The organism is Oceanicaulis sp., from assembly GCF_965249665.1.
GTDB lineage: Bacteria > Pseudomonadota > Alphaproteobacteria > Caulobacterales > Maricaulaceae > Oceanicaulis.
The window spans coordinates 143,567-169,133 of sequence record NZ_OZ252247.1 but is presented as its reverse complement, the minus strand read 5'-3'; the positions used below and the strand labels follow the sequence as shown (position 1 = coordinate 169,133).

Sequence of the window (25,567 nt, the reverse complement as noted above, 5' to 3'; positions counted from 1 at the left end):
GCTATTTGGCGGTCCAGCCGCCATCAATGGTGATGGCGTTGCCGTTCACATTCGCCCCGTCATCACTGACCAGATAGAGGAGCGCGCCGACCAGCTCGTTATAGGTGACGAATTTCTTGGTGGGCTGGGCGGACAACATCACGTCGCGCACCACTTCTTCTTCGGAAATGCCGCGCGCCTTGGCGGTGTCGGCGATCTGGTTCTCCACCAGCGGCGTCTTCACATAGCCTGGATTGATGCAATTAACGGTGACGCCGTCTTCCGCGGTTTCCAGCGCCACGGTCTTGGTCAGCCCCATCATGCCGTGTTTTGCGGCGACATACGCGGCTTTGAACGGGCTGGCGCGCAGCGCGTGGGCCGAGGCGATGTTGACGATGCGTCCGCGGCCTTGCGCCTTCATGATCGGCACGGCGTGCTTGATGGTGTGAAAGGCGCTGGTCAGGTTGATGCCGATGATGGCGTCCCATTTGTCGGCGGGAAACTCCTCGATCGGGGCGACGTGTTGGATGCCGGCGCAATTGACCAGAATATCGAGACGCCCCAGTTCGCGCGCAGTGAAGGCGATCAGATCTGCGATCTCGTCAGGCTTGAGCATGTTGGCGCCGTGATAAAGCACGGTCACACCATAGCTGTCCTGAAGGCGCTGACGCTCTGTCTCGATGGTGTCAGCGTCGCCCAAGCCATTGAGAACAATGTCGGCGCCGTTTGCCGCCAGACCTTCAGCCATGGCAAGGCCGATGCCGGATGTAGAGCCGGTGATGACGGCGGCATGGCCTGACAGGTCCACACGGATCGAGCTCATGAACAGGTCTCCAGACACAGCGATTGCAGAGCTTCAACAGGTGATGAATTTCGCAGCCGCGTCAAGTCCGGATCGCTCCTGATAGACCGCGGACTGGCTTTGTCTCAGCTCTACTTGGGCGGTTGAGGGCGCGTGAACAGCAGCTTGTCTGGCGTCGAGCCCTCTGGCTCAAAGCGATAGCCTTCTTCGTTGAAGTCCTGCAGGCGCTGCGGATCTTCGATCCGGTTCTCGATGATCCAGCGCGCCATCAGGCCGCGCGCCTTCTTGGCGTAGACCATCAATGCGCGCAGCTGGCCGTCTTTTTCTTCCTTGAAATCGACGCTGATCACCGGAACGCCCAGTGATTTCAGCTTCGCCGCCTTGGAATACTCGTTGGACGCCAGATTGATCACGGTTTGAGACGGATGACCATTGAGATCGGATTTCAGTAGATCGGCGATATCCTCGCCCCAGAAGTCATAGAGATTGCCACCTTTGGGCGTCTTCAGGCGCGTGCCCATCTCAAGGCGATAGGGCTGGATCGTGTCGAGCGGCCGTAAAGCGCCATAAAGGCCCGACAGGATGCGAAGGCGCTGCTGCGCCCATTGCAGGTCCTCAGCGCTGAGGGACGGGGCGTCCAGACCCGAATAGACTTCGCCGTTAAACGCCATCGCCGCCGGGCGACCGTCCGTGCTGTCAGGATCAAACGCCTTGAACCGTTCACGATTAAGATCGGCCAGATCATCGCTGAGATGCATTAGCGATTTGATCTTGGATGCCGACAGTTTCGCGGTGGTCTTGGACAGCTCTTTCGTCCGCTCCATAAGGGCCGGGCGCGTTGCGGTCGGGGCGTGGCCCCGCTCTGAGAAATCGAGCTTCTTGGCGGGCGAAAGCAGAATCAGCATGGGCGTCTCCGTCGTCTATGAGGCAGAGATAGGTGCGGGACCCTTGCGGCGCCAATCAATTTAACCGGTCAGTGTCATAGGCTCAGTCTATACCCAGCATCACCCGCGGGTTCATGATGGCGTTGGGGTCGAGGGTTTGCTTTATGGAGCGCATCACAGCCATTTCGACTGGTTTGCGTTTGGCCAGCTCTGAGCGTTTGAGAATGCCCACGCCATGCTCGGCGCTGATCGAGCCGCCATGCTTGTCCACCAGATCATAGATCGCCTCTGTGACCGGAGCGCAGCGTGCAACAAACGCGTCGTCCGATCCGGGCGTCTTGCGGGCGACGTTAAAGTGTACATTGCCGTCGCCCACATGGCCAAAAGCGATGATCAGGGCGTCGTCCATCATGGCTTCGGCTTTTGCAGTCGCTTCTTCCATGAAGGCGGGCATGCGCGAGACCGGGACGGAGACATCGTGCTTGGCGGCCTTGCCATGAGCTTTTTCCGCTTCAGGAATCCCTTCGCGCAGCGCCCAGAATTCGGCCATTTGCGCTTCGGTCTGCGCCAGAGCGGCGTCCGAGACGAGGCCTTGTTCAAAGGCGCTTTCGAGCGCGCTTTCCAGAAGCGACTGGGCGCGGTCGATCTCGGGACTGACCAGTTCGATCAGCACCGTCCAGGCGGGGCCTGAGTCCAGCGGATGGCGTGCGCCAGGCAAATGATGGACGGCGAGATCCAGCCCGATCTTCGGCATCAGTTCGAAGGCTGCGACAGAGCCGGTGGCGTTTTTCATATGACCCAGCAGTTTGACCGCCTGAGCCGGGCTCTCGACAGCCGCAATAGCGACGGCGGTGGAGGCAGGCCGCGCGAACAGTTTCAGCGTCGCGGCGGTGACCACGCCCAGCGTGCCCTCCGCGCCAATGAACAGCTGTTTGAGGTCGTAGCCTGTGTTGTCCTTGCGCAGGCCCGACAGATCCGACAGCACACGGCCATCGGGAAGCACGGCTTCGAGGCCCAGCACCAGATCACGCATCATGCCATAGCGCAGCACGTGAACGCCGCCGGCGTTCGTGGAGATCAGGCCGCCGATCATCGCCGAGCCTTGCGCGCCCAGCGAGAGCGGGAACAGCTTGCCGGCGTCTCTGGCGGCGCCCTGCACGCTTTCGAGGATCGCGCCCGCCTCGCAAGTGAGCGAGTCATTGTCCGCGTCGAGGGCGCGAATGGCGTTCATGCGCTTTAAGGACAACACGACTTCGCCCTGAGGCGTTGAGCCCCCGACAAGACCGGTATTGCCGCTTTGCGGAATCACCGCCACGCCCGCCTCATTGCACATGGACAGGATGCGGCTCACTTCTGAGGTGGTGGAGGGTTTGAGCAGGAGCGGCGACGCGCCCTGATACCGCCCGCGCCAGTCGCGCACATGGGGGGCGAGTTCATCAGGGTCCTCGCTCCACGCTTTGGGATCGAGGGCGGCTTTCAGGGCGGTCAGGGTCTGTGTGCTCATAGGGGCAGTGTGCAACCGCCGCATTGGATAGAACAAGAGCCCAAAGACGTCTGCAGCGATTAATCCGCCGCTTTTTCCAGCACCGCCTCAAAGCGCATGGAGGGCGCGGCATCGGCGCGGCCCTGGAAGACATAGGCGTCGCCTTCGCGCTTTCCGGTCAGGGTCAGGGCGAATTTATCAAATTCACCAAAGACCGACAGGCGGGAGGGGTCGTGGTTTGTGACCACCATCTTCACCTGAAGCTCGCTTTCAGGCCCGGAGACGCTGCCGACATAATACATGCCCGAATCCCCGCCCAGAACGCGGCTGTCCTGGACAATGATGATGCCCTTGGCGTCATCAAGCGGGGTGCGGAAGGAGGCGATATAAAGACCGTTTTGCATGGCTCGCGTTTTATCATCCAGAGTCTGAACACAACCTTGAGCAGTTGTTCTAACGCTCCGCAGCTGCGCGTCTGAGGCGGTCGTTTATCGCCTCGCCCAATCCGGTTTCGGGGATGGGGGCGACGGCGATGCGATCGCTGACCCTGTCCAGCCAGCGCAGGCCAGTAAACAGGTTTGCAGCGGCTTCGACTAGGTCGCCGTCTGGGGAAAGGTCAAAAAATACAACATCATCGCCCTTTGGTTGCGTGCCAAGCCCCAAAAACGCTTCATTGGCGACAGGTTGGGTTGCGTTCAAGCGCACACTCGCGTTAGGCGCGTAGTGAGAGGTGAGCTGGCCGGGCGCTGTCGGCGCGCTGTGATTCGCTCGGGTTTGCTGCGCCAACACACCGCACACGGTTTCCAGATTTTCGCGCGATACCCCGCCGGGACGCAGGATCACGGGCTGGGCGGGGTCCAGCAGTGAGACAATGGTGCTCTCCACGCCCACCTTGCAGGGACCGCCGTCCAGGATCAGGTGAATGCGGCCGTTCAGGCTGTCCTTCACATGCTCGGCGGTGGTGGGGCTTATGGCGCCTGACGCATTGGCGCTGGGCGCCGCCAGCGGCGCATCTAGGCGCTGCACCAGCGTGCGAAGCGCCTCTGAGCGCGGCGTCCGCACCGCCAGAGAGTCCAGACCCGCCGCCGCCAGATCGCTGACCGGGGAGGGCGTTCGCTTGGGCCCGACCAGTGTAAGCGGGCCAGGCCAGAAGCGTTCCGCCAGCGCCAGACCCTGATCATCAAGTTTGATCAGGCTATGAGCGCGCTCAAGCGTATCCACATGGCAGATCAGCGGATTGAAGCTGGGCCGTCCCTTGGCTTCGTACACGCCCGCCACGGCTTTCGGATTGGTGGCGTCGCAGGCCAGCCCATACACGGTCTCGGTCGGCACGGCGACGCAGCCGCCCGCCTTGAGGATCCGCACGGCCTGATCCAGCGCATCTGGATCGTGCGCGGGCAAGACCGGGGTGTCAGGGGGCGGGCTGGGACGGGTCATGACGGTTAGGTAGCGTTCGTCAGCTGGCGGTGCAATCAAGCTAGTCTGCGCGCACAGCCTCGATATGCACCCGCACCTCAATCTGCGCAGCGGCGGCACCCCAATCCCGCGCGCCCACGCCGAAATCGCTGCGGGCGAGCGTGAAGCCGCCATCGGCGACTCCGCGACCGTCCGTGATGTTCAGAGTAAAGGTCAACGCTTGCTCCTGGGTGACGCCCTTGATGGAGAGCGTTCCAAGCGCGGTGTAGGTGCCGCCTTCACGGGTGATGGTGTCGGATACAAAGCGCATCTCGGGATGCGCCGACGGGTTCAATCCGGCTTGCCCGTCCATGTCAGACTGGCGATTCGGCGCATCAAGCTGGCCCGAGCCGGCTTGAACCACAGCTTCGATGCGGGCGTCAGAGAGGTCTTCAGGGTCCAAGCGGATATCGGCTGTAAAGTGTGGGAAATCGCCTCGGATCGTGGTTCCGAACACGTCAGTCTGCAGGCCGACAGAGCTCGAATCATAATCCACCACCCAGGCGTCAGACTGACCCAGTGCGGGCGCTGTCACCAGCAAGGCAAGCGGGGCGAGGGCGATAAAGGCGCGCATGTCCAAGTCTCCTGGGCCGATCCACATCTGCCCTTACACATACGTCGATCCCCCTGCACCACAAGCAGACGTCCGCGCACAGCTCTGCTTCCGAACAGGAAAGGGTCAGTCGCGCCCGGTCTGCGGCGGAATGTTCAGCCCCGGGATCATGCGGGTCAGGACACCGTCCCGGTCCAGAATATGGTGCTTGAGCGCGGCGCCGGCATGCAGCGCCAGCAAGATCAGGATCACCCAGCCTGAGGCGCCGTGGATCGACCCGGCGAGGGATTCAAAGCTGTCTGTTTGCGGCACCGGCAAATGAGGCAGCAGAAACCCATCCAGATTAAATAGCTTGGAAGGAAAGCTGGAGGCCGACGCCGTGATCCATCCCATGATCGGCGCGCCGATCATGACGCCGTAAAAGGCGATATGGGTGAATTGCGCGGCGAAACGCTCCCACGGTTTCATGCCTTCGGGCAGGGGCGGCGCCGTGTGGGTCAAACGCCAGGCCAGCCGCGCGAGCGACAGTAGGAGAATGATCAGACCGGCCGTCTTGTGCCAGTTATAAACGGACTGGGTCAGCGTCAGCGAGCCTGTGCCTTCAAACAGGGCGTGTCGCAAATCCTCCATCCACCAGCCCACAAACACCATGGACACCAGCATGACCGCGATCACCCAGTGCAGGATGATGGCGACAGTCGTATAGCGATGGGACGTGGTGGCGGCGGACATGGCTTACTCTCCTCGGTCGCGAAGGAATTCCGCTTCGATACGGATCACCACTGTATCGCCGATCAGATTGCCGGGAAGCCGTCCGACCCTGAAATCAGTGCGGTTAATTGTCATGTCCGCGCCAAATCCCAAGGCCTGGCGCGCTTCCAGCGGGTTGAAGACTCCGCCGTAAAACTGTGTTTCCAGAACGGCGGGTTGCGTCACGCCTTTCAGGGTCAGCTGGCCGTGAACGAGGCCGGTGTCCGGGCCGGTCACCTCGATATGGTCGGAGCGAAAGACGATCTGGGGATGGGCGTCGCAGTCAAACCAGCTTGCGCTGCATAACGTCTGGTCAAACGCAGGGTCGCCAGTGGAGATCGAGGCGGCGTCGATGATGGCGGTCAGCCGGGCGTTTTCCGGGCGGGCGGCGTCAAAGCTGAGCCGGGCGTCGATGGCGTCAAAGCGCCCCGTATACCAGGACAGACCCATATGCTGGATGCGCCAGAGCGCGCTGGCGTGAGCGGGATCGAGCGCCCACTCGCCAGGCGGCAAACGCGCCGGCTCCAGCGTGGGCGCAGAGACGCAGGCGCTGAGCAGGGTTGCGTAAAGCGTGAAGCTGAGCATGCGCAGCACTGTCATGGGCCAGTCTCCTCTGCTTGTGAGACTAGGCTGAAAGGGCGAGTGATGCGAGCCGCCTGATCAAATCCTATACCGGTGACTCCCGCTTTGCAGCAAACACGCTATGTTCGGACCAAATCATCCTGCTGGAAGGGAAGAGTCACCATGAGCTACCGCGCCCCGGTTCGCGATATCCGCTTCGCCCTGGAAGAAGTTGCAGCGCTGGACAGCGTGAAGGCGACGGGAGTGTTCCCGGAATTCTCCTCCGACCTGACGCCGGCCATTCTGGATGAGGCCGCCAAGCTCGCCAATGACGTGCTGGCGCCGCTGAACTGGAGCGGCGACCAGCAGGGCTGCACCCTGAAAGACGGCGTCGTGACGACGCCGGACGGGTTCAAGGATGCCTATGCGCAATATGTCGAAGGTGGCTGGCAGGGCCTGCAATTCCCCACCGATATGGGCGGCATGGGCCTGCCCAAGGCGCTGGGCTGCGCCTTGATGGAGATGCTGCAATCGTCCAACATGGCGTTCGGCCTGGGCCCGATGCTGTCGTTTGGCGCCATTGAATCCCTGATCGCCGTGGGCACGGACGAACAGCGCGATCTCTATCTCGCCAAGATCATGTCTGGCGAATGGACCGCCACGATGAATTTGACCGAGCCGGGCGCGGGCTCTGATGTGGGCGCGCTGCGCACCAAGGCCGAGCCCAATGGCGACGGATCCTGGGCGATTTCGGGTCAGAAAATCTACATCACCTGGGGCGAGCACGACTGCGCCGACAATATCATCCATCTGGTTCTCGCGCGCACGCCTGATGGTGCGGCGGGCACCAAGGGCATCTCGCTGTTCATCGTGCCGAAATTCCTCCCCGACGCGGACGGCAATCCGGGTGAGCGCAACACGCTTCAGGCCATCGGGCTGGAGCACAAGATGGGCATTCACGGCTCTCCCACCTGCACCATGGAATATGACGGCGCCAAAGGCTGGCTGCTGGGCGACGAGTTCAAGGGCATGGCGGCGATGTTCATCATGATGAACTCGGCGCGTCTGAATGTGGGCGTGCAGGGCGTCGGCATCGCCGAGCGCGCGTATCAGCAAGCCCTCGCCTACGCCCAGGACCGCAAACAGGGTCGCGCCATCAATATGGATGATCACGGCCCGCACGAGATCATTCATCATCCCGATGTGCGCCGCACGCTGGCGGTGATGAAGGCGAAGATCGAGGCGGGTCGCGCCATTTGTTATCACGCGGCGGTCGAGGCCGATCTGGGCGAGCATATGGACGACGCCGACGAGAAGGCCTGGTCCAAGCGCCGTGAAGATCTGATGATCCCGATCGCCAAGGCCTGGTGCACCGATATGGGTGTGGATGTCGCCTCCATGGGCGTTCAGGTTCACGGCGGCATGGGCTTCATTGAAGAAACCGGCGCAGCCCAGCATTTGCGCGATTCACGCATCGCCCCGATCTATGAAGGCACCAACGGCATCCAGGCGATCGACCTGGTCGGCCGCAAGCTGGCGCGCGATGGCGGGACCGCCATGTCCGAGCTGATCGAGGATGTGCGTCAGACCATCGAAGATTGCATCACCAGTTCGAATCCGGACTTGCCGGTGCTGGCGGAGGCCTTGAAACCGGCCTGCGACGCCCTGGAAGACGCCACCAAATGGATGCTTGACGCCAGCGACGCCGACCGCCTCGCCGGGGCCACCGCCTATCTGAAACTGGCAGGTGATGTGACCGGCGGCTGGCTGCTATGCGTGGGCGCCGTCGCGGCCCAGCGCAAGCTCAAGGAAGCGGATGGCGAGGAGAGCTACGCCCAGGCGCGCATCGCCATCGCCAATATCTTCGCCCAGACCACGCTGACAGGTGCGGCGGGCCTGCTGGGCGAGATCAAGCTGGGCTATGAGCCGGTGTTTGGTCCGGGTGAAGCCGTGCTGGCGAGCGCCTAGGCGCTAGATCCAGAAGCCTGTCGGGTCAGAGTGCGGGCGGCCGTCCACCAGACGGATCAGCCCCACCACCGACCGGACAGCCAGCCAGATATTGGCGATCAGCAAGATCAGGATGCCGATCAGGAAGATCCAGGTCAGCGCGCCCACGATCACCATGGCCAGCCAGTACCAGAAGGTGCGGATCTGAAACTGGAAGTGGTTTTGCACCAGCGGATCGGCGTTGTCCTTGCGCACATAGGCGAGGATGGCGGCGATCAGCACAGTCAGGCCGTTGCTGATTCCCACGAGCAGCAAAGCGTAGTTGATCACCGCCAGGATACGGTCCCCGTTCTGGTCGCGCACGCTGGTCGGAGCGTCGTCCGGGCTGTCGGTGGGGGCCATGTCTGATCTCCGGATACTGTATGCTGCTTGGTCTGTGACCTATATAGCTCAGCTCAGCCTCTGTTGTCGCGTCAAGTGAAGAGCGTGTCACCCACTGCCTTGTCAGGCGCCAATAAGCATTGTGAACTGATCGGTGCGAGTTAATCTTTAACTTTCTCCGTGTGATTGTGGCGCGAGCAATTTGCTGGGTTAACAGGTTTGTTTTGAAGGGCTTTCCATGAGCAACACCCCTGAACATCCCGCGACGCGCGCCCCCGTGCTTGTGACCATGGCCGACGATATTCCCGGCCATGAAGTCGAAGCCGTTATCGGGATCGCGCGCGGAAGCGTGGTTCGCGCACGGTTTTTTGGACGGGATTTTGTGGCCGGATTACGCAATCTGGTCGGGGGCGAAGTCAGCGAGTACACCAAGCTGATGGCCGAGGCGCGGGAACAAGCGCTGGGCCGGCTGGTCAGCCATGCCGAAGAGATGGGAGCGGATGCGGTCGTCACCTTCCGCTTTTCCACCGCAGCGGTCATGGAAGGCACGGCTGAAGTGCTTGCCTATGGAACGGCGGTAAAGCTGAAATGAATGAAAAAGTACGCCGTTTCGGCGGCAAGGCGGTCGCGGAAGTGGGGGAGACGATCCGCTTTCTAGGGGGCGTTGTCGCGGTTTGGTTCGTGTTGGTCACGTTCGTGTTCGCGGCGTTCCATATCCCGTCTGAAAGCATGCAGCCCGCCATCCAGGTGGGCGATCGCGTTCTGGTGTCGAAATTTGCGTACGGGTATTCACGTCATTCCTTGCCGCTGGGCCTGGGGTATCTGCTGCCGGACAGCTGGTCAGGTCGGGTGCTGGGCTCGACGCCCAAACGCGGCGATGTGGTCGTGGTCCGCGATCCCGCACAGGACATCAATCTGATCAAACGCGTCATCGGCCTTCCAGGTGACCGGATCGAGATGCGAGCAGGTCGCCTTTACATCAATGATGAGCTGGTGCCCCGTGATCCGGAAGGCGTGGTTCAGTACCGCGACCGCGCAGGCGAAACTGTCGAGGCCGCCGTCTATATCGAGACCCTGCCGGGCGGTGATGTCCACGAGATCTATGAGCGCTCCGATTCTGCCGCCCTTGATAATGTGGGTCCGTTCAATGTGCCGGAAAACCATCTCTTCTTGATGGGCGACAATCGCGACGCGTCGCTGGACAGCCGCGCCTCGCGCGGGATCGGTTATGTGCACCGCGATCTGGTGGTTGGCCGGGCCTGGACTGTGCTGTTCACCTTCGCTTCGTGCCGCCGCGAAGACGGCATGACCTGTCCGGGCTGGCGTGTCTGGCGCCCAATCTAGGCGTCAGCTTGCAAACTCTGTGGTTTCGGGTCTGTCCTTTCAGGTATAACGCTGTTATTCTCCCGCTTCATCCAGGAGCGGGAGAATTCGTATGAGCTTGACGGGAAAGACCCTTTTTATCACCGGCGCCAGCCGCGGCATTGGTCAGGCGATTGCTGAGCGCTGTGCGCGCGACGGCGCTAATATTGTCATCGCCGCCAAAACCGACCAACCCCATCCCAAGCTGGCGGGCACCATCTACACCGCCGCCGAAGCGGTTGAAAAAGCGGGCGGCAAGGCGCTGCCGCTGGTCTGCGACATCCGCGACGAAGCGAGCGTGGACGCCGCCGTCGCCAAGACGGTCGAGACCTTTGGCAGCATCGACATTGTGGTCAACAACGCTTCGGCCATTTTCCCGATGCCCACCAAAGACACCCCGATCAAGCGCTGGGATCTGATGCACCAGGTCAATGCGCGCGGGACCTTCCTGGTCACCCAGAAATGCCTGCCTTACCTTGAAAAGTCCGAGAACCCGCACATTATGGCTCTGTCCCCGCCGCTCGACATGCGTGAGCAATGGTTCGCCCCGCATGTGGCCTACACCTCGGCGAAATATGGCATGAGTCTGTGCATTCTGGGCTGGGCGGGCGAGTTCAAGGGCAAGATCGCCGCGAACGCCATCTGGCCGCGCACCGCCGTCGCCACCGCCGCCATCGCCAATGTTCTGGCGGGCGAAGAGGCGTTCAAGAACTGCCGCAAGCCCGACATCCTGGCCGAGACCGCCTATCGCGTGCTCACCAAGCCGGCGGCTGAGTTCACAGGCAATTTCCTGATTGATGACAGCTTCCTGGTCAGTGAAGGCGTCACCGACCTTGATCAGTTCGCCGTTGACCCGTCTCAGGAGCTTTTGCCGGACTTCTTCGTGCCCGAAGAGCCGAAAGCCCCTGCGGGCGTCAAGATCATGAGCATCGATCCAAGTCATTAAACACATTACGCCCCGGCGATGACCATCGCCGGGGCGCCAAGGGGCCGAATCATATTTGAGCCCAATATTCCGCCACCGAGACAGCTTGAACATCGTAGGTGACAGAGCGGCGTCATTTGTTGGCGACCGGTCTGTTCGCACACGCGTGCATCATCCCGGCTTGTCTCTGTGGGGGAGGGGGGGTACCACTCCCCTCACGCTTGACTCATGGGGGCTGACGCTCGCACGACGGGGGGCGTGGAGTTGACGTCACCATGCCTGGGCGAGGCAGGGATGACGCCGCGTTTACATCAAGATCGCTCAAGACCGTTCATGACCAGAGCCGACAGCCCGGACAAGCCGGGCCCCATCATCATCGCGAGACATGGCGAGCCTGACGCTGACCGTCGGGCGCGCATGGACTGGCGCGGCTATGTGGACTGGTGGGCGGCCTATGACCGCGCCGGGCTGAAACCCGGCCAGAGCGCGCCTGAAACCCTGGTTGAGCAGGCCGCGTTGGCGAAAACGCTTTATTCCTCCACATTGCCCCGCGCCATCGAAACGGCGCGCGCCGCGGTGGGAGATCGCCCGATCGAGCATGACGCCTTGTTCGTGGAAGCGCCCTTGCCGCCGCCCGCCCTGCCGCTGAAACTGCAGGCGCGGACCTGGGGCGTGTATGCGCGCTGTTCCTGGTGGCTGGGCTGCTCAGGCGACGGGGAAAGCCGACCGCAGGCCGAAGTGCGCGCGGCGGCGGCTGCGGAAAAGCTGGTTGAAGCCTCTCAGAGCGGCGCTGTGGCGCTGTTCGCCCATGGCTGGTTCAACCGCATGCTGCGTCCCGAACTCAAGCGCCAGGGCTGGACCTGCGTGCGTGACGGCGGGGACGGATACTGGTCCTGGCGTCGCTATGAGCTGAAACGCTAGCGCATTGGCGGCTTGATCCGACGCGATCTTTCGCGATTGTGGGGGCGTGACCTCCCCTATGAGAAGGCAGTAGCGATGACTGACGCCCCCACCGCCGAAATCGCCCAGATGAGCTTTGAAACCGCGCTCAGAGAGCTCGAGACCATCGTGGCTCAGCTTGAGCGGGGCGAGGTGGAGCTTGAACAGTCCATCGCCATGTATGAACGCGGCGCCGCGCTGAAAGCGCATTGCGAGGCGCGCCTGAAAGAGGCCCAGCTCAAAGTCGAGAAGATCGTTGTGGACGCTGACGGCGCGATCTCCGCCGAGCCGGCTGATCTGGACTGATCCCATGAGCGAAGGCCCCGCCCAGCCCGAAATCGCGCCTGAGGATTTCTTCAGGACGGATATCCGTCTGGGCACGATCGTGCGCGCCGAGCCGTTCCCGGAAGCGCGCAAGCCCGCGATCAAGCTGTGGGTCGATTTCGGCCCGGAGATCGGCGAGCGCAAAAGCTCCGCCCAGATCACCGACCATTATACGCCCGAGACGCTGGTGGGCCGACGGGTGCTCGGGGTGGTGAACTTCCCGCCGCGCCAGATCGGCCCGGTCCGCTCTGAAGTGCTGGTGCTGGGCGTGACCGATACGGACGGCGCCATCTTGCTCTTGAATGCAGACGGTGATGCGCCGAACGGAGCGCGGGTGTCATGAGCGCCTTTCTTGATCATCTCACCGAGACCGCCGACCGGGTGACGGTGGCGCTGGATGCGCTGCTGGCGCGTCCGGACGGGCCGGAGCAACGCGTTATTTCGGCCATGCGCTATGCGGCTTTGGGGCCGGGCAAGCGCTTGCGCCCCTTCTTGCTGATCGAAGCGGGCAATCTAGTGGGCGGCGATGAGCGGGCCTTGCTGCGCGCGGCCTGCGCCGTGGAATGCGTGCACGCCTATTCGCTGATCCATGATGACCTGCCCTGCATGGATGATGACGATCTGCGAAGAGGCCGTCCCACGGTGCATCGCGAGTATGACGAGGCGACCGCGGTGCTGGCGGGCGATGCTTTGCAAAGCCAGGCCTATGAGCTGCTGGCCGACCCTGAAACCCACGAACATGCCGCGGTGCGCGCCGAGTTGGTCCTGCGGCTGGCGAAGGCCGCCGGGCCGCGCGGCATGGTGGGCGGTCAGATGATCGACATGGCGGTGGAAGCGGGCGCGGAGACCGATATCGGGATCATCACCCGCTGCCAGCGGATGAAGACGGGGGCCCTGATCAGTTTCTGCGCCGAGGCGGGAGGCTTGATCGGGCATGCGGACCGTGCGCACCGGCTTGCGCTAGAAGGCTTCGCGCATGACCTCGGATTATGTTACCAGATCGTCGATGACCTTCTGGACGCGGAAGGGGATGAAAGCCTGACGGGCAAACGCACCGGCAAGGATGCTGGTCAAGGAAAAGCCAACTTCGTCTCCATATTGGGCGTCCCGGACGCCCGGGACCGGGCGGCGCGGCTGGCCGATCAGGCCAAGGCTCATCTCGATCCCTTCGGCAAGGACGCCGACATGCTGCGTAAGCTGATGGATTTTGTTTTGGCGCGGCAGTCCTGAAGCCTAGATGATAAGATAAGAACCAAGGACACGGCGCATGCCTGACACTCCGCATCTCGACCAGATCTCCTCTCCTGAGGATCTGAAAAACCGCAACCTCGACTTTCTCAAGGCCGTGGCGGACGAATTGCGGGCGGAAACCATCGACGCCGTGTCGGTGACGGGCGGGCATCTGGGCGCGGGGCTCGGCGTGGTCGAGATGACGGTCGCCCTGCATCATGTGTTTGATACGCCCAGCGACATCCTGATCTGGGATGTGGGCCATCAATGCTATCCGCACAAAATCCTGACCGGACGCCGCGACCGTATTCGCACCCTGCGTCAGGGCGGCGGCCTGTCTGGCTTCACCAAACGCTCTGAAAGCGCATACGACCCGTTCGGCGCCGCGCACGCCTCCACTTCGATCTCGGCGGGTCTGGGCTTTGCGGTAGGACGCGACCTCAAGCACGAAGAGGGCCGCAAGGTCGTCGCGGTGATCGGCGACGGCTCCATGTCCGCCGGCATGGCCTATGAGGCCATGAACAATGCTGGCGACATGAAGAAAGATCTCATTGTCATCCTCAATGACAATGACATGTCTATCGCCCCGCCTGTAGGCGCGATGAGCCATTATTTCGCGCGCCAGGTCAGCTCGAAGAGCTACAACTCCATCCGCAAGCTGGGCAAAGGCGTCGCCGAGGCGCTGGGCGTGAAGGAGCATGCGCGCCGGGCCGAGGAATATCTGCGCGGCATGGCCATGGGCGGCACATTGTTTGAGGAAATGGGCTTTCGTTATGTGGGCCCGATTGACGGTCATGACATGGACCAGCTGGTCGCCGTGCTGCGCAATGTGCGCGATGCGGGCGAGGGTCCGATCCTGATCCACGCCGTGACCCAGAAGGGCAAGGGCTATGCGCCCGCCGAGGCCGCCGACGACAAGTATCATGGCGTCGCCAAGTTCAACGTGGTCACCGGCGAGCAGCAAAAGAAAAAGGCGGCCTCGCCCAGCTATACAGGCGTTTTCGCCAATGCGCTGATCGAGCTGGCGGAGACCGATGACAAGATCTGCGCGGTCACCGGCGCCATGCCGGGCGGGACGGGCGTGGATAAATTCGCGGCGCGCTTCCCTGATCGCGCCTTCGACGTCGGCATCGCTGAACAGCATGCGGTGACGTTCGCGGCGGGTCTGGCGGCCGAAGGGCTCAAGCCCTATGCCGCGATCTATTCCACCTTCTTGCAACGCGGCTATGACCAGGTGGTCCACGATGTGGCGATCCAGTCCCTGCCGGTGCGCTTCGCCATTGATCGGGCGGGCCTTGTGGGCGCAGACGGCGCCACCCATGCCGGCTCGTTTGATGTAGGCTATATGGGCGCCTTGCCGGGCATGGTGGTGATGGCCGCCGCTGATGAGGCGGAGCTGGCGCGCATGGTCGCCACCGCCAATGAAATCGACGACCGCCCCAGCGCCTTCCGCTATCCGCGCGGCGAGGGGCTGGGCGTTGAAATCCCCAAAGAGCTTATCCCGCTTGAGATCGGCAAGGGCCGCATTGTGCGCGAAGGCGCTGGCGTCGCCATCCTGTCCTTCGGCGCCCGCCTCGGGGAAGTGCTCAAAAGCGCAGACGAGCTTGCGGCCTATGGCCTGAACCCGACCGTAGCCGATGCCCGCTTCGCCAAGCCGCTTGATCATGATCTGATCCGGGAACTCGCCCGCGAGCATGAGGTGCTGATCACCATCGAAGAGGGGGCGGTGGGCGGCTTCGGCGCGTTCGTGCTGCATTTCCTCGCCGAAGACGGCGCGCTCGATGCAGGGCTCAAGATCCGCACCATGACCTTGCCGGACGTGTTCCAGGACCAGGACAGCCCCTACGCCATGTATGAGACGGCGGGGCTGAACGCCAAGCACATCACCGCGAAAGTGCTCGACGCGCTGGGCCGGCAGGCTGAGGCGGCGGCGGCTTTGGCTTAACCGCCCTCGATCATCCCGACCACGCGCTCGATCGCGGCTCTATGGCCTGCGACAGGCGCGGCTTCGGGATAGATGTCGACCATGATGGCGGGCGGAAGGCCGCGGCCTTCAAACACGGCGCCTGACCCGTCTTCAAACACTTCGTTGGACAGTTCCAGATACCAGCCATTCGGCAGGGGTTTGGCGAGCGGGGTGCTGAACGCGCCGCGCGTCGTTCCGCCCACCTGAATCACATTGGGCAGCTGACGCAGCATCATCGTGGTGATCTCCCCACCCGACACCGTCACATCGCTGGTCATCACATAGACCGGGCCCGTAAAGCGCACGCCGTTATGGGGCGTGATCTCATAGTCTTCCGTCGCTTCGGGGGCGCCGGGAACGCTGACGCGATAACCGAGAAACGCCTCATCCGTGAAGCGGGCCGCAATGGCGCGGGTGACGGCGTCATAGCCGCCGCGATTATTGGACAGGTCCACGATCACCGCCTGATGGTCGGCGAAGCGGGTGAGGGCGTCGTCGAGTATGTCTGACAGCGCGGCCAGCTCGGCTTGTGACCACTCGATCGTGCCGGGCGTTTGCTCACGGGTGAACCCGCCCATGGTGAAGATCTCGATGTAGCCGATCGGCGCGCCGCTTTCGGGCGTGATCTCGCCCACGATCACCCGGTCGGCGATCAGCTCGGCGCCGGGGGCGAGCACGTCGTTGAAAAGCTGGTCGACAAGACCATTGAGCCAAGCGCCTTCGCCCATGCCGTTCCGGATCATCGGCAAGGTGGTTCCAAGGCCTGCCTGGGCGCGGCGTGGTTCACCCTCCACCAGCCCCACCATCTTGGTGTGAGAATCCTGAAGCGGCGCCAGAAGGTTCGCCAGCACATCCCACAGCGCCGCTTCGCCCATGCCGTCCTGCACATGAGGACGGGCCGCCGCGATTTGTGCATCCCAGTCCACGCCGCGCGCGTCAAAGAAGCTGTAATGCCGGTCCATCACGCTGGTGAAAACATCGAAGATCGCGGTTTCTGTGGTCAGGTCTTCTGCGCCGCAAGACGAAGGCAGGGCGTCCAGCCGCTCGAAAGAAGCCGAGGCGTCGCCCGGCAGGTAAGTGAGGCGGATGGACTGGCCGGTGCGCGACGGGCGAAACAGGCGGTATTCCACCTGGCCCATCATCGGGGTGCTCTCGTCGGGGGGCGGGCTGGCGTAACAGCCTGCTTGGGTGTCCTGCCAGCGGGTGATCCCGGTCTCGTTGATGTCGAGGATCCAGCCCTTTTCCCGGCTGTGCCAGACGCCTTGTGCCCGGACATCAAGCGTTCCGTCATTTGCGAAGATGGGCTGAGCGCTCTGGGCGCTGCTCAGAAGCGCGACAGCAAGACTGATCAAGAGAAACATCACGGGAGCCTCAAAGTGACCGTGGTCATCTTTTGGGGCGGTGGCCGTCCTTTGTCAAGCGATCAGGCGGCCGCCAGCGACAGAAGGGTGCAAATACGCTCGTGCAGCGCAGCCCCAAGGTCAAAGCTCTCACCAGTGTTCAACCATTGGCGGATCACGCCTGTCAGGGCGGAGACATAGAGGGCGGACAGGGCTTCGGCATCAATCCCGGAGCGGATTTCGCCCCGCGCTTGGGCGGCTTTGATCAGGGTGCTGGCCTGGGTCTGGACCCGAAGGTCGATCTCACGTTCACTGCGCTGGATGTCGTCTGACTGCGGCGCGTAGGCATGCTTGGCGCGCCAGAGCACGGGTTCGGACCGGGCGAAGCTCACAGCGTTTTGCGCCATGATCAGAAAGGACTGAAGCAGCGGCTGGTCCTGGCCAGACCCCGATTTGAGGTCGGCGTTCTGCATCGCGTCTTCATACCAGGCGGCCAGAACATGCGCCTTGGTGGGAAAGTGGTTGAAAAAGGTGCCCTTGGCGACACCCGCCGCCTTGCAGATGGCGGCGACGGAGGCGTCTTCATAGCCTGCTTCGCGGAACTGGGTCAGGGCGGCGTCATAGAGCGCCTGACGCACCTGGGCTTTCTTAGTGTCTCGTAATCCGGTCATCCCATAGATATGCCGCAATTCGTGACTGCGGTCATCCAGTCTGCTGATTTGGGTTTTGCGGCGCATTTGGATACAACCAGACGCCGGAGCACGAGGACGCAATGCGCGCAGACAAATACCTTGTAGAGCACGGCTATTTCGACACCCGCGCCAAGGCGCAGGCCGCGATTGCCGCGGGCAAGGTGATCGTTAATGGCGATGCGCTGCGCAAAGCCTCTCAGACTGTGCCTGAAGGCGCCGAGGTGCAGGCCGAGGCCGCCCATCCCTATGTCAGTCGCGCGGCGCTGAAACTGGTCAAAGGGCTGGACGTCTTCGGCGTTGATCCGGCGGGCCGGGTCTGTCTGGATGTGGGCGCCAGCACGGGCGGCTTCACCCAGGTTTTGCTCGAGCACGGCGCCCGGCGGGTCATCGCTGTGGATGTGGGCCGTGACCAGCTGGATGCGGCGCTGAAGAGCGATCCCCGCGTGCTCAGCCTTGAGGCGACCGACGCGCGGACCCTGACGCTTGATCAGATTGGGGGCGAGGCGCCGAGTCTTGTGGTGTGTGACGCCAGCTTCATCAGCCTTGAGAAAGTGCTCGCCCGTCCGCTGGAGCTCGCGGCGCCGGGGGCGGCGCTGATCGCGCTGTTCAAGCCTCAATTCGAGGTCGGCCCCAAGCATGTGGGCAAGGGCGGCGTTGTCAAAGACGAAGCGGCGGTGGAGCGCGCCAAAGACAACGCCCGCGCCTTCCTGGCGCGGGCGTCAATCCCGGTCAAAGGGGAGACCAGCAGTCCGATCCGGGGAGGGGATGGAAACTGCGAATATCTGTTCTACGGCGCCAAAGCCGTTCCGGATCAGTAGGTCGAGGCCGGACGCCAGACGCCATCCGCGCCCTGACACATCCAGGTCACGGATCCATTGCCCGACTGCATGTTCCGACATGCGTTGCCGCGCGGGGCGCCAGCGCTGGCGGTGTAGGTTCGGCTTTGAGAACCAGACTGTGCGGGCGGTTGGTAAGGCTGGTTCTGATAGGGCTGGGCCGGCTCGTCATAGCCATAGCTTTCCCCGCCCAGCAATTCGCCTTGCGGCGCGGACGAGCTGCGATAGCTTCGCTGGTCATAGCCCTGATCGTACCCCTGATCATACCCGCCCTGATAGCCGTTATGCTGGTAGCCTTGATCGGGATAGGCGTAACCGCCCTGATTATAGCCATAGCCGCCATAACCCGCGTTGCGCAGATGCTCGCAGCCATTGGAGCGGCCCGAAATGGCGGCGCCGGCGAGGGCGCCCAGACCAGCGCCGGCCAGAACCGCGCCGTCATTACCCTCTTCGTGGTAGCCGCGTCCGCGACGGCGGTCATAACGATCCCCCCGGCGATAGCCGCGCCCGTAATAGTCGCGATGGCGGTCACGGCCGCGGTAATGACGGTCCCGATCCCGGTCCTGACGGTCATCATGCACTTCTGCGCCGATCACCGCACCCAGAACACCGCCAATCACAGCGCCCGCCACCTGACGATTGCGCTGGGAGGCCACGCAGGCTTCATAGCTTTGCGGGGCCGAGGCGGTTGAGGGGGTGCGATAGGTCTGCGCGTGGGCGCCAGCAGCGGCCAGCGGCAGAAGCAGGGCGGCGCCCGTCAGGGCGGAGACTGCAAAACGCGAACGGATCATGAGGAAACCCTCCAGCTCAGACGCCGCAGCGCCGGTTTGTGACGTTGCAAGCACCCTACACGCTCCGCCATGAGCGCTAGATGAACGGGCTTGGTTTATTGTTCATAAAGGGAAAACAGCCCTCGGATGACAAAACGGGCCCGCCATAAAGCCATGGCGGACCCGTTCCTGTCCCCGGATCCCGTCCCCACAGGATCCAGGCGCCCCGACCCGGTTAGAGCGACCGGTCGAAACAGCGTTCAGGCGCGAGAGAGTGTGCTTGAACGCGAAATCATAAGCGCGGTTACTGGCGGCGCGCCACCTCCCACCGGCCATAGCTGTCCTGGCACATGCGGACGCGATCGTATGAGATCTGTCCGTTGGGCAGGAAGATTTCAGCATCCCCCCAACGACACTGACGCGGACCCCAGCGATGGTAATCGCCGGCGCGGACCACGCCGCGCACGCCGGAATAGGGGTTGGCCCAGTAATAGGGTTGATCAGTGACGAAGGCGGAGTGCAGGCCATAGCGATACTGGCCGCGGTCGCAGTCATTCAGCGATGCGCCAAGACCTGCGCCGATCAGACCACCCGCCAGATAGGCGCCGCCATCCCCGTCTCCCAGAGCGCCGCCAAACAGCGCGCCGATGAGGGCGCCGGCGATCAGCGCATCGCCATCGGTGCGGCAGAACTGGTCGGTATAATAGAATTGGTGGCTGTTATAATGACGATAGCGGTCATGATAGCGCCAGTTCCGGCCATAGGACGGACGGTGATGGACGGAGTAATGCACGACCCGGCGCGGCGGCGGGGTGTAGCGGTAATGACCGCGGCGGTCGTGATTGTAATAGCGGCGCTGGTCGCGACGATAATCCCGGCGCGCCTCACGACGGACCTCCCGGCGATACTCCCGGCGCGCCTCGCGGCGCACGTCGCGTCGGTATTCACGCCGTGCTTCCCGGCGGGCCTCACGACGGGCGTCTTGCCGTATTTCGCGCCGGACTTCACGGCGAGCTTCACGTCTGTCTTCTCTTCGGGCCTCACGGCGGGCGTCCCGACGGTCTTCGCGTCGCGCCTCACGCCGCTCTTCGCGCCGATCCTCGCGACGGGCTTCCCGACGCTCTTCGCGTCGCTCTTCCCGTCGAGCTTCGCGACGGCGTTCCTGACGGCCTTCTTCGCGATTGCCGCCGCGACCTCCGCGGGCGCCTTCTCGGCGCTCCCCACGATCACCACGGGCTTCGCGGCGTTGTTCACGTCGATCACCACGGGCTTCGCGGCGGCGTTCCTGGCGCGCCTCTCGGCGTTCCTGGCGTTCTTGCTCAAAGCTGGTGACAACGGCGTCCGCGGCATAGGCGGAGGGCGCGAGAAGCAGGCCCGGCGCCACGATGGCGGTCGACAACAGGCATGAAGCGGCGAGGGTTTTCAGGCGCATGAGCTGGGCCCTTTCCTTTGCGGCGGCGGGTTTCCCCGATCTGTAAACAAACCTTAAAAGCCACAAGCTGAGCGGGACATGAACGGCGTTGTCAGAAAAGTCGCCAGCGCTTGTCTTGCTCTGCGCGCTTGACCGCGCAGCCTGCGCCCGGCATTGGCTGGGATATGAACAGACGTCGCACACACGCCCCCAAACCCGTCCACGTTGAAACCCTGATTGCGGAGAGCCTCGGCGCGCGCGGAGACGCCGTGATGGACGGCCCTGTCTTTACGCCGGGATTGCTGGCCGGCGAAGCGGCGAAAGTTGAAGTTCAGGGCCAGCGCGGCCGTGTGCTCGAACGTCTGACGCACAGCCCGGACCGGGTCGACCCGTTCTGTCCGGTGGCTGAACGCTGCGGCGGGTGTTCCTTGCAGCACTTTGAAGAGAGCGCCTATCGCAGCTGGAAACGCCATCTCGTTGTGGACGCGCTTCACAAAGCCGACGTTCAGGCCGAGGTGCGCACGCTGGTGGACGCCCATGGCGAAGGCCGTCGTCGTTTGACCCTGCATGCGCAACGCTTTGGCGCCAAGCTGGTGGTGGGCTTCGCCGAGCGCGCAGGCGACAAGATCGCCGACATCAATGATTGCCCGGTGGCGACGCCGGGGCTGCGCGCCTCCATTCCGGGTCTTCGAAAGCTGGCCGAAGTGGCGACGCCCAAAAAAGGGCGCATCGATATTCATGCGCTGGATTGCCAGCCCGGCCTCGACATCTCCGTGCACGGGGTGAAGACGATCAGTCTGGCTCTGCGCGAAGCGGGCGCAGAGCTGGCGGGCCAGTATAACTGGACCCGCGTCACCATTGGCGATGATCCGCTGATCGAGTTTGCGCCGCCGGTCGTGAAATTCGGCGACACAAAAGTCACCCCGTCCCCGGGCGGCTTCTTGCAAGCCACCGCCGAGGGTGAGGCCGTGCTGGCGGGGCTGGTGGATGAAGCGGTCCAGAGCCTTGAAGGCAAGGGGCCGTTCAAGGCGGCGGACTTGTTTGCGGGCGCCGGCGCTTTCGCCCTGCGTCTGGCGCGGACCATGCCGGTGCTGGCGGTGGAAGGCGATAGCGGGTTGCTGCGCGCTCTGCAACGCGCCGCCCAGCGCACGCCGGGGCTGAAGCCCGTGGATGCGCGGGTGCGCGATCTGGCGCTGGAGCCGATCACCCCCAAAGAGCTGGAAGGCTTTTCGCTGGTCGTCATGGATCCGCCGCGTGCAGGCGCCAAGGCCCAGGCCGAACGGCTGTCAGACAGTCAGGTGCCTGTGATCGTTTCGATCTCTTGCAACCCCTCCACCTTCGCCCGCGATGCGGCGATTTTGATTGAAGGCGGCTATCGGATGGGCCCGGTCACCCCGGTCGACCAGTTCAAATGGACCGGCCATGTGGAGTCCGTGGCCGTGTTTCGGCGTAGATAAGCTGAATTCCCGGGCGAGCATCGCGAAGACCCGGGAACTCTGTCTGCGAACAGCGCCCTATCCTGATGGAGGCCCCGGCTCGGCGCTGCGCTTGGCCGGGGTTTCAAGGTTTGACCGATAAGCAGCCGCACGCAGTTTGTGATCGGCGAGCACCAGGGCGGCCATGGCTTCGGCTACGGGGACGCCGCGAATGCCGACGCACGGATCATGGCGGCCCTTGGTGACGACTTCGGTTTCCTCAAGGTCTTTATTGAGCGTCTGGCGCGGAATGCGGATCGAGGAGGTGGGCTTGATCGCCACGCGGATCACCACATCCTGACCGGTGGAAATGCCGCCCAGAACCCCGCCATTATTATTGCTCAGAAATTCAGGCTGACCGTCGGGACCCAGACGCATCTGGTCCGCTGCGTCTTCGCCGCGCATGGCGGCGGCTTCGAGCCCGGATCCGATCTCGACGGCTTTGGCGGCGTTGATCGACATCATGGCGCTCGCCATATCGGCATCCAGCTTGCCATAGACCGGCGCGCCCCAGCCTGCCGGCACGTTTGAGCACACCACTTCGATCAGGGCGCCGACCGAGCTGCCATCCTTGCGGATCTGGTCCATATCCGCTTCCCAGAGCTTGGCGGTTTCGGCGTCGGGGCAGAAGAAATCGTTCTCGCGCACCTGATCCCAGTCCCAGCGAGACCGATCGATCCTGCGCGCCCCGATCTGGACCAACGCGGCGCGGATATTGATGTCATCGCCCAGCACCTTGCGCGCCACAGCGCCGGCGGCGACGCGGGCGGCGGTTTCCCGCGCTGAGGAGCGCCCGCCGCCGCGATAATCGCGCACGCCGTATTTGGCGTCATAGGTGTAATCGGCGTGACCGGGCCGCCATGTATCGCGGATGTCGGAGTAATCCTTGGAGCGCTGATCGGTATTCTCGATCATCAGCGAGATCGGCGCCCCGGTGGTGACCTGACCGTGCGTGCGCTCGTCTTCAAACACGCCGGAGAGGATTTTCACTTCATCCGCTTCGCGCCGCTGGGTCACATGACGCGAAGTGCCAGGCTTTCTAAGATCCAGCCAGGGCTGGATGTCAGCTTCGGTCAAGGGGATCCCGGCGGGGCAGCCGTCAATGACGCAGCCCAGCGCAAGGCCGTGGCTTTCACCCCAGCTCGTGAAGCGGAACAGATGACCGAAGGAATTATGAGACATGGAAAAACGCCAGGCAGGAACCGTTACAAGCCCAGCAGTTTAAGCGCGCTTGGCGCTGGCGTCACGCGGCGTTGCTGCCGCCGCCGCGCACCCATTTGGCGAAACGCGCGGCAGGCGAGGCTTTGACGAAACGGTCACAGAACGCCTTCAAAAGATTGGTGTGTGCGTCGGCGTCGGCCTGAGCGTCCTCGACCTTGGTGTCTTCAAACTTCTTCTTCATCGCCGCCAGGCGCTTGAGTTCAGCTTCACCTTGCTGGTTGAGGTCGGCGTTGACCATCACGTCCTGAACCTTGATGTGAACCCGCCAGAGGGGGTCGCCGATCGGCACGACAACCGTGCCGTTCTTTACGGCGACGGGAATGCGGATCATTGCTTCGCGATCATGGATCTTGATGGTGCGAATGCCGCCCTTCCGCGCTTCTTCTGGCGTAATGACGATGTCATGACGGCGCGGCGCAAAGCGGCGCAGCACTTCATACGCCTTCAGCATGCGCTGGAGTTTGGCGACCGTCTTGGGATCATTATCCTTGGCGGTGTCGGGGTGAACCTCCTTGATGGTGTCGCGAAAGCGGTCACGGACGACGGAGAAATCCTCGTCGCCATCAAGGCCAAAAACCTTGTACGCCTTGACTATCGCTTCATGCGGTTCACTCATACTTGTCATATTACACGGGTTTTATTGTCGAATCGTTGACCTGGCTCCGAAGCTGACTAGGTGAGAGGTCTCAAAGCCCGTCGGGGCCATCTGGAGACGCCTTATGAGCGACAAGTCCGTCATTCCGCCCAGCCCCAGCCAGCAAGACTATGAAAAGTCCGAAGCCAACCCGCCCGAAGACATCTTCGCGCGTGAGGATCCCTTCGCTCTGTTCGAGCACTGGCTTGAAGACGCGAAGAAGAAAGAACCCAATGACCCGAACGCCGTCGCTTTGGCCACGGCGGACGCGGACGGCGCGCCGGATGTGCGCATGGTGTTGTTGAAGGGGTTCGATGCGCGCGGCTTTGTTTTTTACACCAACACGGACAGCATCAAGGGCTTGCAGCTTGGGGCCAACCCCAACGCGGCGATGTGCTTTCACTGGAAGAGCCTGCGCCGTCAGGTGCGCGTGCGCGGGCCGATTTCTCAGGTCAGCGATGAAGAGGCGGACGCGTATTTCAACTCGCGCGCCCGTGACAGCCGCATCGGCGCCTGGGCGTCCAAACAATCCCATGAACTGGAAAGCCGGTTCGCGCTGGAAAAGCGGGTCGCCCAGTATGCCGCCAAGTTCAATATCGGCGACATTCCACGGCCCAAGAACTGGACAGGCTTCCGCCTTCAGCCCCATCGCATCGAATTCTGGCGAGACCGCGCTTTCCGCCTGCATGACAGGATGGTGTTCGAACGGCCACAGGCGAGCGAAAGCTGGTCGGTGAGCCGACTCTATCCTTAAAACTGCAACGCACCCGGCTTACACTGCACGGGTGTCTTCTCTCAGGGCGATTGGGGCTTGGTCATGATTTCGGCATTCCGCACACTTCGGCATATTGTGATCGGCCTGACGGCGGCGCTGGCCATACTGACCCCGCTCTGGTTCGCCGCGGCGGGTTTTGGGACCCGGTTCGGCCTTTGGGATTACTCGTTCGGCCTGATCCAGATGACCTTCGGCTGGGGTCCCACCTTGTTGTTCGCCGCGCTGGGGGCGGGCGTTGTCAGTCTGATCCTGCTCATCGCCTATCGTATCGCCTTCGGCAAAGCCAATGCGCCGGGCGCAGGCGGTTGGATCGCAGCCGTGCTGGCGATCGCGGTCGGCGCTGGCGGATTGGGCTATGCCGCGTCAGTGCGCGAAATGGCGGGCCAGATCCCGCCCATCCACGATATCAGCACGGATACCCAGAACCCGCCGCAATTCTCCGCCGCTCTGATCGACCGGCGTGGGCCGGACGCCAATTCGGTCGATTACGCATCCAAGATTGATCCGCGCTCCGAACGTCCGCTTCCGGAGGTCCAGGCCGAAGCCTATCCCGACATCCAGCCCATCATTGTGAGCGTCGATCCCGAGCTTGCCTATCAGGCAGCGCTCAACACCGCCCGGGATATGGGCTGGAGAATAGGGACGGAGTCTGAAAGTGCAGGCCTGTTTGAGGCGACCGACACCACGTTCTGGTATGGCTTCAAGGATGATGTGGTGGTGCGGGTGACGGCCCTGGACGAGGGCGGGTCGCGCATAGACGCACGCTCGGTCAGCCGGGTCGGCGTTTCTGATCTGGGCGCCAACGCCGCGCGCCTCAGCCGGTTTGAAGAGCGCTTGCGTGCGTCGCTGGGCGAAGGCGCTTAAGCGCCAAG

28 protein-coding genes are annotated in these 25,567 nt (G+C 63.0%); 13 read left to right on the top strand and 15 right to left on the bottom strand.

The annotated features are described in order from the left end of the window. Position 1 precedes the first annotated feature (1 nt). From ACP154_RS00885 to ACP154_RS00850, 8 genes are all read right to left on the bottom strand, one after another. The gene (locus ACP154_RS00885; protein WP_421857696.1) at positions 2-802 is read right to left on the bottom strand and encodes a 3-hydroxybutyrate dehydrogenase; all 801 of its coding nucleotides are present in this window, start codon (positions 800-802) and stop codon (positions 2-4) included. A 110-nt stretch (positions 803-912) separates the two neighbouring features. Continuing rightward, complete coding sequence (gene yaaA, locus ACP154_RS00880; protein ID WP_421857699.1) at positions 913-1,686, bottom strand: peroxide stress protein YaaA; 774 nt, start codon at positions 1,684-1,686, stop codon at positions 913-915. 82 nt (positions 1,687-1,768) lie between these two features. Further along, on the bottom strand, positions 1,769-3,169 hold the full coding sequence (locus ACP154_RS00875) for an FAD-binding oxidoreductase (RefSeq protein ID WP_421857701.1): 1,401 nt from the start codon (positions 3,167-3,169) through the stop codon (positions 1,769-1,771). Between the two features lie 59 nt (positions 3,170-3,228). Further along, positions 3,229-3,552: a GrlR family regulatory protein gene (locus ACP154_RS00870; RefSeq protein WP_107711242.1), complete on the bottom strand. Its 324-nt coding sequence runs from the start codon at positions 3,550-3,552 to the stop codon at positions 3,229-3,231. 49 nt (positions 3,553-3,601) lie between these two features. Continuing rightward, positions 3,602-4,585 (bottom strand): L-threonylcarbamoyladenylate synthase, encoded by a 984-nt coding sequence (locus ACP154_RS00865; protein ID WP_421857704.1) that lies wholly within the window; start codon positions 4,583-4,585, stop codon positions 3,602-3,604. 40 nt (positions 4,586-4,625) lie between these two features. Beyond that, positions 4,626-5,177, bottom strand: coding sequence for a YceI family protein (locus tag ACP154_RS00860; RefSeq protein ID WP_421857706.1), 552 nt, complete (start codon positions 5,175-5,177; stop codon positions 4,626-4,628). A gap of 105 nt (positions 5,178-5,282) precedes the next feature. Beyond that, positions 5,283-5,888: a cytochrome b gene (locus ACP154_RS00855; protein ID WP_421857708.1), complete on the bottom strand. Its 606-nt coding sequence runs from the start codon at positions 5,886-5,888 to the stop codon at positions 5,283-5,285. 3 nt (positions 5,889-5,891) lie between these two features. After that, positions 5,892-6,506: a YceI family protein gene (locus ACP154_RS00850; protein WP_421857711.1), complete on the bottom strand. Its 615-nt coding sequence runs from the start codon at positions 6,504-6,506 to the stop codon at positions 5,892-5,894. A 144-nt stretch (positions 6,507-6,650) separates the two neighbouring features. Here ACP154_RS00850 and ACP154_RS00845 point away from each other — a divergent pair, with 144 nt between their 5' ends. Continuing rightward, complete coding sequence (locus ACP154_RS00845) at positions 6,651-8,435, top strand: acyl-CoA dehydrogenase (RefSeq protein WP_421857713.1); 1,785 nt, start codon at positions 6,651-6,653, stop codon at positions 8,433-8,435. Between the two features lie 3 nt (positions 8,436-8,438). Here the strand turns inward: ACP154_RS00845 and ACP154_RS00840 are convergent, their stop codons facing one another. Beyond that, the gene (locus ACP154_RS00840) at positions 8,439-8,816 is read right to left on the bottom strand and encodes a DUF4870 family protein (RefSeq protein ID WP_421857715.1); all 378 of its coding nucleotides are present in this window, start codon (positions 8,814-8,816) and stop codon (positions 8,439-8,441) included. 217 nt (positions 8,817-9,033) lie between these two features. On the opposite strand from ACP154_RS00840, the gene ACP154_RS00835 reads away from it, so the two are divergent. From ACP154_RS00835 to dxs, 8 genes are all read left to right on the top strand, one after another. Continuing rightward, positions 9,034-9,387: a YbjQ family protein gene (locus ACP154_RS00835; protein WP_022701742.1), complete on the top strand. Its 354-nt coding sequence runs from the start codon at positions 9,034-9,036 to the stop codon at positions 9,385-9,387. Continuing rightward, positions 9,384-10,139, top strand: coding sequence for a signal peptidase I (gene lepB / locus ACP154_RS00830; RefSeq protein ID WP_107711236.1), 756 nt, complete (start codon positions 9,384-9,386; stop codon positions 10,137-10,139). Before ACP154_RS00835 ends, lepB begins: the two co-directional genes overlap by 4 nt. 91 nt (positions 10,140-10,230) lie before the next feature. Further along, the gene (locus ACP154_RS00825; RefSeq protein ID WP_421857718.1) at positions 10,231-11,103 is read left to right on the top strand and encodes an SDR family oxidoreductase; all 873 of its coding nucleotides are present in this window, start codon (positions 10,231-10,233) and stop codon (positions 11,101-11,103) included. Between the two features lie 312 nt (positions 11,104-11,415). Then, positions 11,416-12,003, top strand: coding sequence for a histidine phosphatase family protein (locus tag ACP154_RS00820; protein ID WP_421857720.1), 588 nt, complete (start codon positions 11,416-11,418; stop codon positions 12,001-12,003). Between the two features lie 75 nt (positions 12,004-12,078). Next, entirely contained in the window at positions 12,079-12,327 is a 249-nt protein-coding gene (locus tag ACP154_RS00815) for an exodeoxyribonuclease VII small subunit (RefSeq protein WP_421857723.1), read from the top strand. A 4-nt stretch (positions 12,328-12,331) separates the two neighbouring features. Beyond that, entirely contained in the window at positions 12,332-12,688 is a 357-nt protein-coding gene (locus ACP154_RS00810; RefSeq protein WP_133723699.1) for a tRNA-binding protein, read from the top strand. Beyond that, entirely contained in the window at positions 12,685-13,575 is an 891-nt protein-coding gene (locus ACP154_RS00805; RefSeq protein WP_133723698.1) for a polyprenyl synthetase family protein, read from the top strand. The genes ACP154_RS00810 and ACP154_RS00805 overlap by 4 nt, the downstream gene beginning before the upstream one ends. A 37-nt stretch (positions 13,576-13,612) precedes the next feature. Beyond that, complete coding sequence (dxs, locus tag ACP154_RS00800) at positions 13,613-15,520, top strand: 1-deoxy-D-xylulose-5-phosphate synthase (protein ID WP_421857727.1); 1,908 nt, start codon at positions 13,613-13,615, stop codon at positions 15,518-15,520. On the opposite strand, the gene ACP154_RS00795 is transcribed toward dxs, so the two are convergent. Both ACP154_RS00795 and ACP154_RS00790 read right to left on the bottom strand, forming a co-directional pair. Beyond that, entirely contained in the window at positions 15,517-16,902 is a 1,386-nt protein-coding gene (locus ACP154_RS00795; RefSeq protein ID WP_421857730.1) for a S41 family peptidase, read from the bottom strand. The two genes, dxs and ACP154_RS00795, sit on opposite strands and share 4 nt — an antisense overlap. Before the next feature lie 62 nt (positions 16,903-16,964). Next, complete coding sequence (locus ACP154_RS00790) at positions 16,965-17,552, bottom strand: TetR/AcrR family transcriptional regulator (RefSeq protein WP_421857732.1); 588 nt, start codon at positions 17,550-17,552, stop codon at positions 16,965-16,967. 101 nt (positions 17,553-17,653) lie between these two features. On the opposite strand from ACP154_RS00790, the gene ACP154_RS00785 reads away from it, so the two are divergent. Next, positions 17,654-18,391, top strand: a complete 738-nt coding sequence (locus ACP154_RS00785; RefSeq protein ID WP_421857735.1) for a TlyA family RNA methyltransferase — start codon at positions 17,654-17,656, stop codon at positions 18,389-18,391. Here ACP154_RS00785 and ACP154_RS00780 read toward each other — a convergent pair. Both ACP154_RS00780 and ACP154_RS00775 read right to left on the bottom strand, forming a co-directional pair. Beyond that, complete coding sequence (locus ACP154_RS00780) at positions 18,385-19,200, bottom strand: hypothetical protein (protein WP_421857738.1); 816 nt, start codon at positions 19,198-19,200, stop codon at positions 18,385-18,387. The two genes, ACP154_RS00785 and ACP154_RS00780, sit on opposite strands and share 7 nt — an antisense overlap. A 283-nt stretch (positions 19,201-19,483) precedes the next feature. After that, a complete protein-coding gene (locus tag ACP154_RS00775) occupies positions 19,484-20,611 on the bottom strand; it encodes a hypothetical protein (protein ID WP_421857740.1) in 1,128 nt (375 codons plus the stop codon). A gap of 164 nt (positions 20,612-20,775) precedes the next feature. On the opposite strand from ACP154_RS00775, the gene ACP154_RS00770 reads away from it, so the two are divergent. Continuing rightward, on the top strand, positions 20,776-22,047 hold the full coding sequence (locus ACP154_RS00770; protein ID WP_421857743.1) for a class I SAM-dependent RNA methyltransferase: 1,272 nt from the start codon (positions 20,776-20,778) through the stop codon (positions 22,045-22,047). A gap of 57 nt (positions 22,048-22,104) precedes the next feature. On the opposite strand, the gene aroC is transcribed toward ACP154_RS00770, so the two are convergent. Beyond that, positions 22,105-23,247, bottom strand: a complete 1,143-nt coding sequence (gene aroC / locus ACP154_RS00765) for a chorismate synthase (RefSeq protein WP_421857746.1) — start codon at positions 23,245-23,247, stop codon at positions 22,105-22,107. A 61-nt stretch (positions 23,248-23,308) separates the two neighbouring features. Next, complete coding sequence (locus ACP154_RS00760; protein WP_421857749.1) at positions 23,309-23,902, bottom strand: DnaJ domain-containing protein; 594 nt, start codon at positions 23,900-23,902, stop codon at positions 23,309-23,311. A gap of 103 nt (positions 23,903-24,005) precedes the next feature. Here ACP154_RS00760 and pdxH point away from each other — a divergent pair, with 103 nt between their 5' ends. Together pdxH and ACP154_RS00750 are read left to right on the top strand one after the other, a co-directional pair. Further along, positions 24,006-24,674, top strand: coding sequence for a pyridoxamine 5'-phosphate oxidase (gene pdxH / locus ACP154_RS00755; protein WP_421857752.1), 669 nt, complete (start codon positions 24,006-24,008; stop codon positions 24,672-24,674). 63 nt (positions 24,675-24,737) lie between these two features. Continuing rightward, positions 24,738-25,559 carry a DUF1499 domain-containing protein gene (locus ACP154_RS00750; protein WP_421857754.1) on the top strand — a complete coding sequence of 274 codons (822 nt, stop codon included), beginning with the start codon at positions 24,738-24,740 and terminating at the stop codon, positions 25,557-25,559. Positions 25,560-25,567: the final 8 nt, after the last annotated feature.